This window comes from Kitasatospora sp. NPDC053308 (assembly GCF_055585785.1).
This window is the reverse complement of sequence record NZ_JBVJJY010000035.1, coordinates 29467-44453: the sequence shown is the minus strand read 5'-3', so window position 1 is coordinate 44453 and position 14987 is coordinate 29467. Positions and strand designations below refer to the sequence as shown.

General features: G+C 75.8%; 12 protein-coding genes. 11 read left to right on the top strand and 1 reads right to left on the bottom strand.

The genetic code is table 11. The features are described from left to right. Positions 1-466 precede the first annotated feature (466 nt). A complete protein-coding gene (locus ACZ6Y7_RS36730) occupies positions 467-1453 on the bottom strand; it encodes a helix-turn-helix transcriptional regulator (protein ID WP_465762316.1) in 987 nt (328 codons plus the stop codon). Between the two features lie 343 nt (positions 1454-1796). Between ACZ6Y7_RS36730 and ACZ6Y7_RS36725 the strand changes: the two genes are divergently transcribed. The 11 genes from ACZ6Y7_RS36725 (at position 1797) to ACZ6Y7_RS36675 (ending at position 14976) form a co-directional block, all read left to right on the top strand. Next, complete coding sequence (locus tag ACZ6Y7_RS36725; protein ID WP_465762315.1) at positions 1797-2060, top strand: hypothetical protein; 264 nt, start codon at positions 1797-1799, stop codon at positions 2058-2060. 270 nt (positions 2061-2330) lie between these two features. Next, positions 2331-2576: a hypothetical protein gene (locus tag ACZ6Y7_RS36720; RefSeq protein ID WP_465762314.1), complete on the top strand. Its 246-nt coding sequence runs from the start codon at positions 2331-2333 to the stop codon at positions 2574-2576. 172 nt (positions 2577-2748) lie between these two features. Next, complete coding sequence (locus ACZ6Y7_RS36715; protein WP_465762313.1) at positions 2749-3804, top strand: AfsR/SARP family transcriptional regulator; 1056 nt, start codon at positions 2749-2751, stop codon at positions 3802-3804. Between the two features lie 359 nt (positions 3805-4163). Beyond that, positions 4164-6959, top strand: a complete 2796-nt coding sequence (locus ACZ6Y7_RS36710; protein WP_465762312.1) for a penicillin acylase family protein — start codon at positions 4164-4166, stop codon at positions 6957-6959. Positions 6960-7386: 427 nt separating this feature from the next. Next, on the top strand, positions 7387-8445 hold the full coding sequence (locus ACZ6Y7_RS36705) for a ketoacyl-ACP synthase III family protein (protein WP_465762311.1): 1059 nt from the start codon (positions 7387-7389) through the stop codon (positions 8443-8445). 11 nt (positions 8446-8456) lie between these two features. After that, entirely contained in the window at positions 8457-10016 is a 1560-nt protein-coding gene (locus ACZ6Y7_RS36700; protein WP_465762317.1) for a class I adenylate-forming enzyme family protein, read from the top strand. Beyond that, positions 10006-11574, top strand: coding sequence for a type III PLP-dependent enzyme domain-containing protein (locus ACZ6Y7_RS36695; protein WP_465762310.1), 1569 nt, complete (start codon positions 10006-10008; stop codon positions 11572-11574). Before ACZ6Y7_RS36700 ends, ACZ6Y7_RS36695 begins: the two co-directional genes overlap by 11 nt. Beyond that, complete coding sequence (locus ACZ6Y7_RS36690) at positions 11571-11867, top strand: phosphopantetheine-binding protein (RefSeq protein ID WP_465762309.1); 297 nt, start codon at positions 11571-11573, stop codon at positions 11865-11867. Before ACZ6Y7_RS36695 ends, ACZ6Y7_RS36690 begins: the two co-directional genes overlap by 4 nt. A 55-nt stretch (positions 11868-11922) precedes the next feature. Beyond that, positions 11923-12927: a TauD/TfdA family dioxygenase gene (locus ACZ6Y7_RS36685; protein ID WP_465762308.1), complete on the top strand. Its 1005-nt coding sequence runs from the start codon at positions 11923-11925 to the stop codon at positions 12925-12927. Between the two features lie 185 nt (positions 12928-13112). After that, positions 13113-14411, top strand: a complete 1299-nt coding sequence (locus ACZ6Y7_RS36680) for a hypothetical protein (RefSeq protein WP_465762307.1) — start codon at positions 13113-13115, stop codon at positions 14409-14411. Between the two features lie 337 nt (positions 14412-14748). Continuing rightward, positions 14749-14976: an MbtH family protein gene (locus ACZ6Y7_RS36675; protein ID WP_465762306.1), complete on the top strand. Its 228-nt coding sequence runs from the start codon at positions 14749-14751 to the stop codon at positions 14974-14976. Positions 14977-14987 lie beyond the last annotated feature (11 nt).

Here is a 14987-nt window from a genome sequence, read left to right as displayed (position 1 = left end):
CACGCTGTTGAGTTCTCAAGGAACGGACGCTTCCTTCAGGCCGCCTTCCAGCAGGCCCTCCGGGCTTCGTTCTTTCGTGTTTCCAGCTTATCAGATGTTTTCCGCTCCGTTTCCGGGGCTTCCTTCATCCAACTCACTGGCGCCTTCCAGGGTTTGACGCCCCGTCCGGCGTTTCAAACTCTAGCCGACCCTCGCTCCGAAAAGCGAATCCAGCCGCAATCCGATAAAACGAACACGCCAATTCAGCACCGAGCGCGACGCGCACAACGCGGACGCGACCGAGCACGGACCTGGGAAGTGGTGTTTCAAGGGATTGGCCGCCCCGGGACCGTCCGCGCCGATGCGTGTCCGGTGCTCCCTGCCGAGCGACTGGAGCACAGTACTCCTACTCGCCGTCGAAGAACAAACGGGCCTGCCACGGGCCTCGCGATCGGTCACGGGGGCAGGAGAACACGACGTCGGATCGTCAGAGCAGGCCGCGCTCCGTGACGCGCTGGCCGAGCTGGAAGCGGCTCTGGGCGTCGAACTGGTCCATCAGATCGGTGATCATCCGGCGCTCGGTGCGGAGCGAGACGCCGAGGCGGCGGGCGGCGGCCTCGTCGGTGAGCCCGGCGGAGAGCAGGCGGAGCAGTTCGCGCTGCTGCGGGGTGATCTCGCCGGCCGGGGTGACGGGCGCGGCGCCGAGCACCTCGGACTGCTCCCAGATCTGGTCGAACAGCGCGCACAGGCCGGTGACCGCGCCGGGTTCGCGGATCACGGCGACGCCCCGGGACGCGTCGTCCGGGTCGAGGGGGACCATCGCGACCTCGCGGTCCACGATCTGCATCCGCATCGGCAGCACGCTGGCGGTGCGGGTCTCGCCGCCCTGCGCGGCCAGCCAGTTGGCGTGCTCGACGCTGCCCGGGTCGTTGCGGATGCTGCTCAGGTAGACGGTCTTCACCTTGACCCCGCGGTCCAACAGCGCCTGCGTGATCGGGCGACTGGCCTCGCGGTTCTCCGGGGTCTGCTTGCCGCCGGGGGCGAAGGCCATGGTCTCGCGGCAGGCCTGGGCGCCCAATTCCTCCAGCCGGACCCGGATCTCGTCCAGTCCGGTGAGGTGTTCGACGCCGCCGCCGGCACCCTCGTCCGGGCGCAGCATGGAGTACTCGGCGACCAGCCCGGCGATCGCGGCGCGGCTCGACTCGACCTCGTGCTGCTTGCGCGCGATCTCGGCCTGCCGACGGGCGAGCAGCGCCTCGAAGGCGACCTTGGGGCTGACGGTGCGCATCGCGCCGCCGCCCTCCCAGGACGGGCGGATCAGCTCCTGGTCGGCCAGTTCGTCCATCGCGGCACGCACGGCCTTCTCGTCCCACCCGAGTTCCTCGGCGATGCGGACCACGCCCCAGTTCGGCTGGCCCAGCATCAGGCGGTAGACGGCTTCGGCCTGACGCGTGAGTCCCAGCGCGGTCAGCATTCGGTCGACTCCCTGGCAATGAGACAAACAGCGCAACTCCGACATTCGGTTCGCGCACGCACGGCACTGGACGCGAAGCCCTCTGATCACGTATGGGCAGGTCCGGGTCAGAAAATACCACCGCGCCGGAGGGCCTCCACACCCCCCGATCAGCGGAAATCCGCGCCGGAGGGGGAAACGGAAGCGGGCGGGAAAAGGTTCAACGGAAAGGACCGTGACCGACCGCCACACAACGGGAACCGCGGCAGGAATCCGGACTTTCGGACTGGCACAGGCAAGCCATGGCAAGAACGTGCCGACGCGAGCCCGCCCACCGGCGCTCCGCGTCCCCCATCGTGGCTGGGTGCATGTCGTCCACTTCACCATGACCCGCCCCCGCGGCACCCCGGTTCCGGCCGAGGGTGCGGTGAGCGGCGCGCTGCGCGCCGTCGCCCGGCTCCACCAGGGCCCGGAACACATCCGGGTGCACGGTTCGCGCGCCGGGGCGCGGGGCGTGATGTTCGTGATCGCACCGAACCAGGAGGCCGCCCGCGCCGTGTGCCTGATCGTCTGCATCCAGGCGATCGCCAGGACACCCGAGCTGGCCGGATGGTTCGTCCACGTCTGACCCCGGCGGCGGACCCGCGCGGTGCGGGCCCGAACGACCGGCGCAGCTCATCGCGCGGAGGCCGCCGACGCCACCCGCGAGGGCCCTGCCGAAGCCGCTGACACAGATATGCCAGCGACAAATTGTGTCACCGGAGAGCCGGGACAACCGGCTTGCGGGCGCGGCAGAATCGATCTCGTCGAAGCGCGGCGAGCAGCAGGACGGACCGCCGCCCGACCGTCATCCCATCCACACACCACCGGGCATCCCCATGCCCGGAGAGGAGTCACCATGGCCACCGAGTCCACCAAGAAGTTCCGTCTCGTCTCCGCGCTCGCCGCCGCCACGCTGGCCCTGGGCGGTGCCGCCGGGCTCGCCCCCGCCGGCGCGACCGCGTCGTCCGACCACGGCACCGTCACGGCCGCCGGCGAGCACCCGGCCACGCAGCGCACCGCCACCACCCCGACCCACTCCGCCACCGGCGGCGGCAACGGCCACGGCAACAACGACATCGACGACATGGGCTGGCAGTGGTGAACCGGAGCCGGCCCGCCCGGCACCGCCGTCCGGCCCGCCCGGACCCGCGCCACTCCTGACCCTCCCGGTCCGACCGGACGCGACCCCGGCTCCCCCCGAACCCGACCCCGCACCAGCTCCCACAACTGCGTCCGAGCCGCCACACCCCGGCACCGGCTCGGCGGAGGCAGCCATGACCACTCCTCTCCTTCCGACCACCCACCCGGACGGCCTCAGCTTCGAACTGCTGGGTGAAGTCCGGGGCTGGCGGGACGGCATCGAACTCCCGCTCGGAGCTCCCCGCCAGCGCGCCCTGCTCGCCGCCCTGCTGCTGCGCGCCGGATCGCCCGTCGGCCGCGACCACCTGATCGACGGGATCTGGGGCGACGCGACCGTGGCGGACGGCCCCAACCTGGTTCAGGCGTACGTCTCCAAGCTGCGCAGGCTCTTCGAGCCCGACCGCGCACCGCGCACCGCCGGCGGCGTGCTCACCCGGGTCGGCGCCTCCTACCGGCTCTCCATCGGCTCCCAGCAGTACGACCTCGGCCGGTTCGAGCAGTCGGTGGCCGAAGCCCGGGCCCTGCGCTCGGCCGGGCGGACCGACGCGGCCGAGCGGACCCTGGCCGCCGCCCTGGACTCCTGGACCGGACCGGCGCTCACCGGCGTCAGCGGCCCACTGCTCGACGTCGAACGCGCCCGGCTCGCCGAACTGCGGCTGGCGGTGGTCGAGGAGCACGCCGAGCTGGCGCTCCGACTCGGCGGCCACGCCTGGCTGGTGCCCCACCTGTTCGTCCTCACCACCGAGCACCCGTACCGCGAGCGGCTCTGGGCGCTGCTGATGGTCGCGCTCTACCGGGGCAGCCGGCAGGCCGACGCCCTGGCCGCGTACCAGAGGGCCCGGCACACCCTCATGGAGAACCTCGGCCTGGTGCCCGGGCCGGAACTGCGCGGGATCGAGGAGGCGATCCTCGCCGGACGCCCCGACCCGCTCGCAGTGGCGGCCCTCCCCTCGCCGACCCGGCCCGCGCCCGCGCCCGCGCCCGCGCCCGTCGACGCGGCCGATGTGCTCCCGGTCGAGCAGCCGGACGGGGCCGGCTCCGGCCGCGACGGCGTCCCGGCGTACCGCGCGGAACCGCGCCTCGGGCGCGCGCACCTGGCCCTGGTCGGCACGACGCCCGCCGCCGTGCCCGCCCCGCGTGCGGCCGCACGCGGCCCGTGGGCCGACGGCCCCACCCGACTGGCCCGCTGACCCGCTGACCCGCTGACCCGCTGACCCGGCCGACACAACCAGCACAGCCACACAGCCACTCAGCCGGCAGAGCTGACGCGGCCGAGGCAGCGGCCGATCCCACGCCGGTCGGCCGCCTCGGGCCGTCGAGCGCTCCGCGCCCGGTCCCCGGTCTGCCGTGCCGCCCTCACTCCCCGCGCGGCACCGCCCGGCCGCACCGCGTCCGCCGCCGTGCCCCCTTCCCCGGCGCTCGCCGCGCCGTCCCGCACCCGCCGCGTCCCCACCGCCGTCCCCCCGCCGCCGTGCGCCCGCGCCCACCCGCGCGCGCACGGCGGCACTGGCCATGGCCGGATCCCGTCGAGACAAGGAAGCACCGCACCGTGACAGTCCAGACCGACACCGCACCGCCGGACGATCCGCATCCGGCGGCCACCGGACCCACGCCGGAGGCCGAGCACCCACCCGCCCCGGTGACGCCCACCGAGACAGCCGTCGAGACGGCCACGAAGCCGTCCAGGGCGACGCCCACCGAGCCGTCCACCGAGACGGCCGCCGCCCCGGACACCTCCGGGGCCGCTCCACGCACCCGGCGCCGGCGCGTGCTGCGGATCCTCAAGCGCACCGCGATCGTCCTGACCGCCCTGGTCCTGCTGGCCGCCGGCAGCCTGGCCGGCTACGCGTACTGGACGGTCGGGCGCTCGCTGCCGCAGCTGTCCGGCAGCACCACCGTGCCGGGGCTGCACGGCGAGGCCCGGATCGTCCGGGACGCCTCGGGAATCCCGCAGATCTACGCCGACAACGCGCACGACCTGTTCCTCGCCGAGGGCTACGCACAGGCGCAGGACCGCTTCTGGCAGATGGACGTCCAGCGGCACGTCACCGCCGGCCGGCTCGCCGAGATGTTCGGCCCGGGTGAGGTCCAGACGGACAAGGTGGCCCGCACCTTCGGCTGGTACCGGGTGGCCGAGCAGGAGGTGACGATGCTGTCGCCGCAGACCCAGGAGTACCTGCGGGCCTTCTCCGAGGGCGTCAACGCCTACCTCGGCAAGCACCAGGGCGCCGAGCTCTCGGTGGAGTACCCGGTGCTCGGCTTCGTCGCGGGCGACTACCGCCCCGCGCCGTGGACCCCGGCCGACTCGGTCTCGTGGCTGAAGACCATGGCCTGGAACCTCAATACGGGCATGATCGACCAGTTCGACCACGCCATGCTGCCCGCCGACCTGCCGGACGGGGCGTCCGACGCGCTCTTCCCCGCGTACGACTACCAGCGCTGGACGCCGATCGTCCCCGACCGGACGGCCGCGGCGCAGCCGTCGGCCCCCGCCCAGCCCGTACCGTCGCCGGCCGCCGCGCCCGCCGCCGCGCCGGCCGTCCCCGCGCCCGCCGTCCCCGCGGCGGCCTCGGCCGCACTGGCCGACAGCGCGGGCGTCCGGACCGTCCTGGCCGCCGTCCTCGGCCCGCAGGGCACCGGCATCGGCTCCAACTCCTGGGTGGTGGCCGGCAGTCGCACCACCACCGGCAAGCCGCTGCTGGAGAACGACCCGCACCTGACCCCCTCGCTGCCGGGCATCTGGTACCAGGTCGGCCTGCACTGCACCCGGATCGGCCCGGACTGCGCCTACGACGTCAGCGGGTTCACCTTCGCCGGCATGCCGGGCGTGGTGATCGGCCACAACGCCGCCATCGCCTGGGGCTTCACCGACCTCGGCGCCGCCGACTCCGACCTGTTCGTGGAGCGGGTCAGCGGCTCCACGTACGAGCACGAGGGCAGCCGGCTGCCGCTGACCGTCCGCCAGGAGAGGATCGAGGTCGCCGGCGGACGCCCCGTCGACCTGACCGTCCGCTCGACCCTGCACGGCCCGCTGATCTCGGACGTGCTCAAGTCCGCCGACGAGGTGGCCGACCACGGCCGGGTCCCGGACGTGCCGGCGCACGGCGAGCAGGACGGCTACGCGGTGGCCATGCAGTGGACGGCCCTCGACCCGGCCCCCACCGTGGACGCCCTGTTCGCCCTGGACCGGGCCGAGGACTGGAACGACTTCCGCGCCGCCGCCGCGGTCTTCGCCTCGCCCGTGCAGAACATGATCTACGCGGACACCGCGGGCAACATCGGCTACCAGACGCCGGGCCGCATCCCCGTCCGCAAGGCGGGCGACGGCCGCCGCCCCGTCCCGGGCTGGACCGGGGCCTACGACTGGACCGGCTACCTGCCCTTCGACCGGCTGCCGACCAGCTTCAACCCGCCGGAGGGCTACATCGTCACCGCCAACAACGCGGTCGTCGGCCCGGACTACCCGTACCTGATCGGGAGTGACTGGGGTACCGGCCACCGCAGCCGGCGCATCGCCGAACTGATCGAGCAGGGCGGCAAGCTGGACGTCGCCGCGATGGAGCGGATCACCCAGGACACCTGGAACGGCAACGCCGCCGCCCTGGTGCCCAGCCTGCTGAAGGTGCCGGTCGACGCCCGGACCGGACCCGCCCAGGAGCTGCTGCGCGGCTGGGACTTCACCCAGGGCGCCGACTCCGCCCCGGCCGCCTACTTCAACGCCGTCTGGCGCGAACTGCTGAAGGAGGCGTTCACCGACCGGCTGAGCCGGGCCGGGGTCAAGAGCTACGCCTACCCGGACGGCGGCGGCCACTGGTTCGAGGTGGTGCGCGGTCTGCTCGACACGCCGGACAGCCTCTGGTGGACGAGCACCGCCGATCCCTCCGTCCAAGGCCGGGACGCGATGCTGCGGCACGCGATGGAACGGGCCGCCGACGAGCTGCGCGGGCGGCTCGGCGACGACCCGAAGACGTGGCGCTGGGGCGCCCTGCACACCCTGACCCTGCAGAACCCCACCCTGGGCACCGCCGGCCCCGCCCCGCTGCAGTGGCTGCTGAACGCCGACCCGATCGGCGTCGGCGGCGGCACCGACACGGTGCTGGCCAACGGCTGGGACCCGCAGAAGGGCTTCGAGGTGATCTGGGTCCCGTCGATGCGGATGGTGGTGGACCTGGCGGACTTCGAGCGCTCCCGCTGGATCAACCTGACCGGGGCCTCCGGCCACGCCACCGCCGACACCTACACCGACCAGACCGCGCTCTGGGCCAAGGGCGCCAGCCTCGGCTGGCCGTACGGCACGGCGGCGGTGGACGCGGCCGCCCGCGACCGCCTGCGCCTCACCCCCTGAGGCCCGGCCCTCCCCCCACCCGTCACTCCCCGGTGCCCGGTCCCGCCCACGCGGGGCCGGGCACCGGCGCGCGAACGGCCCTGCGGCGCGCCTCGGGCGGCCGCAGGCGGGCGGGCCGTCAGCCGGCGTTCAGTGAGCCGTCAGCCGGTCACCGGCGGGCCGTCGGCGCCGTCACCCCCGGCCGGTCAGTGCCCCGCCCGCGCGGTGTCAGGCGTCCTCCCGCACCGTGTCAGCCGCCCGCCCGCGCGGTGTCAGGCGCCCGCCCGCGCGGCGTCAGGCGCCCGCCCGCGCGGCGTCAGGCGGCCGCCAGCGGCGCACCGACCGGGCGCCAGTGGAGGGCAACCCGGCGGCAGGCGGCGGGCGGAAGCATCGTCACCGACAGTCGCCCCCGGCAGACCGCTGCCTCGGGGCCGGAGATCGGAGGGACATGCGCTGGGAGCAGGTGTACCTGGCCGGCACGGGTGTCTGGCTGGCCGACCGCGCGGACGCCGCGGCGGCGGTCGCGGCCGGTGCGTACGACGCCGGTGAACACGCCGTCAACCGGATCGACGCGGTCAGCGCGGCCACCGCCGGCGGGCCGGACGACCTGGCCGCGCCGGAGATGGCCGTCCGCGCCGCCCGTACCGCACTGCGCCGGGCGGGCCGCTCGGCGGAGCTGGTCGGCACCGTCTTCCACAGCTACCTGTGGTTCCAGGGCGCCGAGTTGTGGCCGGCCGCCGCCTACGTGGCGCAGCACACCGTCGGCCCGGCGGTGCCCGCCTTCGACCTGCTGCAGCAGTGCAACGCCGGGCTCGCCGGGATGGAACTGGCGGCCCGGCAGCTGCGGGCGCGCGAGCCCGGTCGGGACGAGGCGGTACTGCTGACCACGGCCGACCGCTTCGCGCCACCGGCCTTCGACCGCTGGCGGGCCGAGCGGGGCCTGGTCTACGGCGACGGCGGCACCGCGGTGGTGCTGAGCTCCTCCCCCGAGCACGCGGTCGCCCGGCTGCTGGCCACCGCGACCAGGGTGGACAACGCGCTGGAGGGCCTGCCCCGGGGCACCGGGTTCCGCCCCGGCCCGGAGGCGGCGGACCGGCCGGTGGACCTGGGGGCGCGCACCGAGGAGTACTTCCGCGCCCACCGCAACCTGCGGGCCGTGACGCAGCGGACGGCCGAGGTCGCGGCGGAGTCGATCCGGGCCGCGCTGGCCGAGGCCGACACCCCGATCGAGCGGATCGCCCGGGTGGTGCTGAACGCCACCGGGCAGCAGCGGATGCGGTGGCAGCTGGAGCAGCAGCTGGGCGTCGAGGAGAAGCGCTCCACCTGGGAGTTCTGCCGCGAGGTGGGCCACCTGGGCGCGGGGGACCACATCGCCGGGCTGAACGAGCTGCTGGAGACGGGCGAGCTGGGCGGCGGTGACCGGGTGCTGCTGGTCGGCGGCGGCACCGGCTACAGCTGCACCAGCGCGGTCGTCGAGATCACCGACCCGTCGGGCTGGTGCTCGTGAGCACCGCAGGGATGTCCGGGGCGCCGGCCGTGCCGCCGGCCGAGACCCCGTCGGGGGTGCCGGCCGTGGTGCCGGCCGGGGACGGTGCCGTCGTCGTCGACCTGCTGGACGCGGCCGCCGCCGCCCGCCCCGAGGCGCCGGCCGTCCGGGACGCCGGGGGTTGCCTCGGCTACGCCGAACTGGCCCGCGCCAGCCGGGCAGTGGCCGCCTGGCTGCGCGGGCCCGGCGGTGTCGCGCCGGGGGACCGGGTGGTCCTGCGGCTGGGCAACCGGCGGGAGTTCGCCCCCCTGTACTACGGGGTGCTGCGGGCGGGCGCCGTCGCCGTGCCGCTGAACCCGGAGCTGAAACCCTTCGTGCTGCGCGGGGTGCTGGCGGACGCCGAGCCCGCCGTGGTGGTGCTCGACCCGGCCGAGGCGGAGCCGGTCCGCGCTGCGGTCGCCGCCTGCGGCGCCCGGGCGGCCGCCCCCGCCGAACTGCTCGCCGGCGACGGCGCCGCGGACGAGGACACCGCAACCGGACGGCCCCGCGCCGACGACCTCGCCCAACTGATCTACACCTCGGGCAGCACCTCCGCGCCCAAGGGCGTGGCCTGTACCCACCGCCAGGTGGTCTTCGCCGCCCGGGCGATCGCCCGGCGGCTCGCCTACCGGCCCGAGGACGTGGTGCTCGCCGCGCTGCCGCTCTCCTTCGACTACGGCCTCTACCAGCTCCTGCTGGCCGCGATCGGCGGCTCCGAGCTGGTGCTGGCGGACGCCGCCGCGCCGGTACGGGTGCTGACCGCGCTGCGCGAGCACCGGGCCACCGTGGTGCCGGTGGTGCCCTCCCTGGCCGAGATGCTGTGCCGGCTCGCCGCCCGGGGCACCCCGCCGGATCACGTCCGGCTGTTCACCAACACCGGTGCGGCGCTCGCCGGTCCGACCATCGAGGCACTGCGGGCCGGCTTCCCGGGCTCGGCCGTGGTGGCGATGTACGGGATCACCGAGTGCAAGCGGGTGACGGTCGCGGAACCGGACATCGACCGGGAGCGCCCCGGCTCGGTGGGCCGCGCACTGGACGGCACCACCGTCGAGGTACTGGACGAGTCCGGGCGTCCGCTGCCGCCGGGCGAGGTGGGCGAGATCGTCGTCACCGGCCCGCACGTGATGGCCGGCTACTGGAACGCGCCCGAGTTGACCGCCCGCCGCTACCGGCCCGACCCGCGCACCGGACGGATCAGGCTGCACACCGGCGACCACGGACGGCTGGACGCGGACGGCCACCTCTACTTCGCCGGGCGCCTCGACGACCAGTTCAAACGGCGCGGCGTGCGGATGGGCACCCCGGAGATCGAGGCCGCCGCGCTGGACGTGCCCGGCGTCCGGGCCGCCGCCGCGCTGCCACCCCGGGACGGGCTCGACCTGCGCCTGGTGGTCACCGGCGAGGAGGGGCTGACCGGGCGCCGGGTGATCGAGGGCCTGGAGCAGCGGCTGGAGCCGGCCAAGGTGCCCGCCGACTGCCGGGTCCTCGACCGGATGCCACTCACCCCCAACGGCAAGATCGATCGGAAGGCGCTGGAGACCGATGCGCACTGACCACTCCCCCGCCGCCGAAGGCCCGTCGCCCGTCGGGGACGCGCCGGCCCTCGGGGACGCTCCGGCCCTCGGGGACGCTCCGGCCCTCGGGGACGCGCCGGCCCTCGGGGACGCTCCGGCCGTCGAGGACGCGCCGGTCGCCGAGGACGCGCTGGCCGCCGAGCTGGTGCGCCGCTACGGCAGCCCGCTCTACGTCTACGACCTGGACCGGGTCGCCCGGGCCGCCGCCGACCTGCGCGCGGCCCTGCCCGAACACTCCCGTCTCTACTACTCGCTCAAGGCCAACCCGCACCCCGCGCTGGTCCGCACCCTGCGGCTGGCCGGCTGCAGCCCGGAGATCTGCTCGACCGGCGAACTCGCCGCCGCGCTGGCCGCCGGCTTCGACGGCGCCGACTGCCTCTACGGCGGCCCGGGCAAGACCGCCGAGGAACTGCGCGCGGCGCTGACCGCAGGGGTCCGCACCTTCTCCGTGGAGTCGCCGGCCGACCTGCGCCGGGTCGGCGCCGAGGCCCGCGCCCTGGGCGTCACCGCCCGCTGCCTCCTGCGGATCAACGGCACCGGCGCGGGCGCGGGCGTGGGCCTGCGGATGACCGGCAGCGCCTCCCAGTTCGGCCACGACATCACCGACGGCCTTCCCGACCTCGCCGACCTCACCGTCGAGGGAACGGAGTTGTGCGGCCTGCACTTCTTCCCGCTGACCAACGCCGCCGACCCTCAGGGGCTGCTCGACGAGGCGGTCGCCTCGATCCGCACGGCCGCCGCACTGGAGGCCCACTGGGGCCTGCCGCTGCGGATGCTCGACCTCGGCGGCGGCTTCGCCTGCCCGTACGCGGCCCCGGGCGAGCGACCGCGCTACGACGGGTTGCGCGCGCCGCTGACCGCCGCGCTGGACGAGCACCTGCCCGACTGGCGCGAGCGGTTGGAACCGGCCTTCGAGTCCGGCCGCTACCTCGTCGGCGACAGCGGTCGGCTGATCTGCACCGTCACCGAGGTGAAGGAGAGCCGGGGCACCACGTACGGCGTGCTGGACAGCGGGATCAACCACCTCGGCGGGCTCTCCGGCGTCGGCCGGCTGCCCTCGCTGCGCGCCGAGCCGCTGCGCCTCGGCGGCACCGGGACCGGCACCACGAACGGCACCGGCAGCGGGCCCGCGAACGGCACCGGGCGCGGGCCCGGGCACGAGAGCGCCCCGACCCGCCGGGTGGCCCTGGTCGGGCCGCTCTGCACACCCGCCGACGTGATCAGCCGGGCCGCCGAGAGCGCCCCGCCGCAGGCCGGCGCGCTGCTCGCGGTGCCCAACGTCGGCGCGTACGGCGCCACCGCCAGCCTGCTCGGCTTCCTGAGCCGCCCTGCCCCCGCCGAGATCACCGTCCGGGACGGCCGGGTGGTCGGCGCCGACCGCCTCGCCCTCCGGCGCGAACCGCTGCCCGGCCACCACCCGGGCGGTCACGACCCCGACGACCACCGCCCCCTCGATGACCTCCCCCTCGACCACCACCCCGACAGCCACCACCCCGACGCCCACCACCCCATCGACACGAGGAGCACGACCCCATGACCACCGACAGCACCGACAGCACCGACAGCACCCCCGGCCCGTGGGACGAGCGCTACGAGGCCGTGCTGGCCGAGCTGCTGCCCCGGCTCGCCGAGGACGGGCCGCTGCCCGCCGACCGCGCCCTGCGCACCGCCGGACTGGACTCGATGGCCACCGTCGAGCTGCTGGTGCGGCTCGAAGAGGCCTACCGGGTGGCCATCCCCGACGAGGAGTTGGGCCCCGAGGCGTTCGAGACCGTCGGCAGCCTGTGGGCCGTCGTCGCGGCGCAGCTGGACGCGGTCGCCCGCCCCTGACCGACCGCGCGGGCCGACCGCCCGCCCGCGACGACTTCGAGAGAGGCTGATAGCTGTGCCGGTTTCACCGGACATCGAGATCTCGGCACCCGACCTGGTGCTGACCGGGGCCGAGACCGCCGCGACCGAACGGGTCGCCGCCCTCCTGTGCGGCCCGCCCGACGCCCTGGTCGACGAGCCCGCCTGGGTGGCCGCGGCCCGCGACCGCTGGGAGGAGCTGCCCGTCCGGCTGCGCCGCGCCCTGCGCGCCTTCCGCCGGGAGCCCGGTCCGGCCGGCGCGCTGCTGGTGCGCGGGCTGCCCGTCACCGCGCCCGCGCTCGGCCGCACCCCGCTGACCGGCGGATCGGTGCAGCGCACCGCCACCGTGCCGGCCGCGCTGCTGGTGCTCGCCGCGTGCGGCCTCGGCGACCCGGCCGCCTTCCGCCCGGAGAAGACCGGCGCGCTGGTGCAGGACGTCGTCCCGGTGCCCGGGCAGGAGGAGTTCCAGGGCAACGCCGGCTCGGTGCTGCTGACCTTCCACAACGAGAACGCCTTCCACCCGCACCGCCCTGACTTCGTCATGCTGCTCTGCCTGCGTGCCGACCCGGAGGGACTGGCCGGCCTGCGCACCGCCTGCGTGCGCGAGGTGCTGCCGCTGCTGGACGAGGGGACCCGGGCGGCCCTGCGGCAGCCCGAGTTCCGCACCGCGCCGCCGCCCTCCTTCGGCGCCGCCGACGGCCCCGCCGAGCCGCACCCGGTGCTCGGCGGCGCGCCCGAGGACCCGGACCTGCGGGTGGACATGGCCGCCACCGAGCCGCTGACCGAGCGGGCGGCGGCCGCCCTGGACGAGCTCCAGCGGCTCTTCGAGCGCACCGCCCGGACCGTCCGACTGGAACCGGGCGACCTGGCGATCGTCGACAACCGGATCGCCGTGCACGGGCGCACCGCGTTCAGCCCGCGCTTCGACGGCACCGACCGGTGGCTCCAGCGCACCTTCGTCCTCGCCGACCTGCGCCGCTCGCGCGCCCACCGGGCCGGCGACGGCTATGTGCTCGCCGACCCGGCCGGCCCGCAGGACTGAGCCCGGCCCGCCCCCCACCGCACCGCGTCCCTCACACCCCTCCTCCACGGCCTGGCCGGACACGGACCTCCCCGGTCCGCGACCGGCCGGGCTGTGCCGTCCTGCCCGCCGGCCGCCGGCCGCCGCCCGCGGCACCGCCCCGCCGGGCCGTCCCGGCCCGGCCGCCCACCGAACGGAGCGCCACCGTGACCACCGCCCTCTCGCCGGCCCCGACCACCGGCCCCGCCCCCGTGCCCGAGGTCGATCCCGCCGCCGCCCCCGGCGTCGGCGGCCCCAGCCTGGCCGCCGCCCGGCCCGACCCGGCCGACACCGAACCGCGCCGCGCGCTGCGCGAGCTGGCGCGCTGGCAGCTCGACGGCCGGTCCGCCGAGCGCTTCCCGTACGCGGCGGTGCTCGGCCACTACCGGGCCGTCGGCAAGAACGCGGTCGGCGAGGAGCTGCTGACCGCGCTGCGCGCCGTCGAACCGGTCGGCGGGGGGACCGCCGGTCCGGCGGCCCGGCTGCTCGCGGACTGGCTGCCGCAGGTGGTGGACGGTCGGCAGGGCGACTACGACAGCTACCTGGGCAGCCCGGTCTACGCCTCGCTGACCGCGGCCGGGGTGAGCGCGGAGCAGCTGATCACCGCCCTGCTCGCCGACATCGTGGCGACGGAGGCCGCCACCCTCGCCGACAGCCCGGCGGGCCTGCCCCGGACCAGGGCGGCGCTGCGCGCCCTGGCCGCCTCGGCCGGGCCGCTGACCGGGCGGCCGGCCGGATGGGCAGCCCTGGCGGAGCGGGCCGCCGGGGAGCCGGCGGACCTCGCGCGTGCCTGTGCCGAGGCGGTCGGCGCGGCCCGGGACGCCCTGCCGGCCGGGGTGCTGCGGGCGGTGGAGCTGACGCTGACGCCGACCACCCGCAGCCACGACGAGCAGATGTTCATCCGGGTCATCCAGATCTTCGAGGCGGTCTTCGGCGCGGTCGCCCGCGCGGTCGCCGGGGCCGCCGGCGAGGTCGCGGCCGGCCGGACGGAGGCGGCCCGGGAGCTGCTGGCGGACGCGGCCCGGCGGGTGGCCGGGACGTCCGGGGTGTTCCGCGTCCTGACCACCATGCCCAAGGACGCCTTCGCAGTGATCCGGGCCAACACCGACGGGCGCAGCGCCGTCCAGTCCCGGGCGTACCGGGCCGTCGAGCGGTCCGGCCCGACGCTGCACCTCGCGCTGGTGGAGAGCGGTCTGCCGCAGGACGGACTGCGGCCCGTCATGGCCGAGTTGGACGATGCCTGGGGAGCGATGAAGCGCACCCACTGGGGCATCACGATGAAGATCATCGGGATGGTCCGCGGCACCGGCGGCACCTCCGGCGCCTCCTACCTCCGCGAGGCCGCCGAGGCCCGCCTCTTCCCCGCCCTCGACCGGGCCCCGCAGCCCGACGCGCAGCCGGACGCGCCGGCGGGCGAGGCGGCCGACGCGCAGGCCGCCCGGCGGGCCGGCCTCGGGCTTCAGTGACCGTTCAGTGAGCCGTCAGTGAGCCGTCGGCCAGCCGCCGGTACGGCGTCGGGACGAGGTCAGGACGCCGCCGGTGCCCGGCCGGTGGCGCACCGGCGCGGCGCCGGAGCCCCGTCCGGCTCCGCCCAGGACGGACCCAGGGGCGGTCAGGACGCCGGTCAGGCCCTGGACAGGCCGAGCCCAGGCCGCGCTCAGGCCGCGCGCAGGCCGCAACCAGGGCGCGATCAGGGCGGAACGACAGCATCGATCACAGGTCGACCGGCCCGTGCGATCCCGCCCCCGGGCGGCGGCCGGGACCGCCATCACCAGAACCCATCCACCGGATCGGAGCGCAGTCATGAGCAACGAGGACACCACCGTCTACCAGGTCGTCGTCAACCACGAGGAGCAGTACTCGATCTGGCCCGCCGACCGGGAGCTGCCGGCCGGCTGGCGCGCCGAGGGCACCAGCGGTGAGAAGGCGCACTGCCTGGCCCACATCGACCAGGTGTGGACGGACATGCGGCCGCTGAGCCTGCGCCTGGCCATGGAGCAGCAGGCCGACGCCGTCCCGGCCGCGGGCTGAGCCCGGGGCGG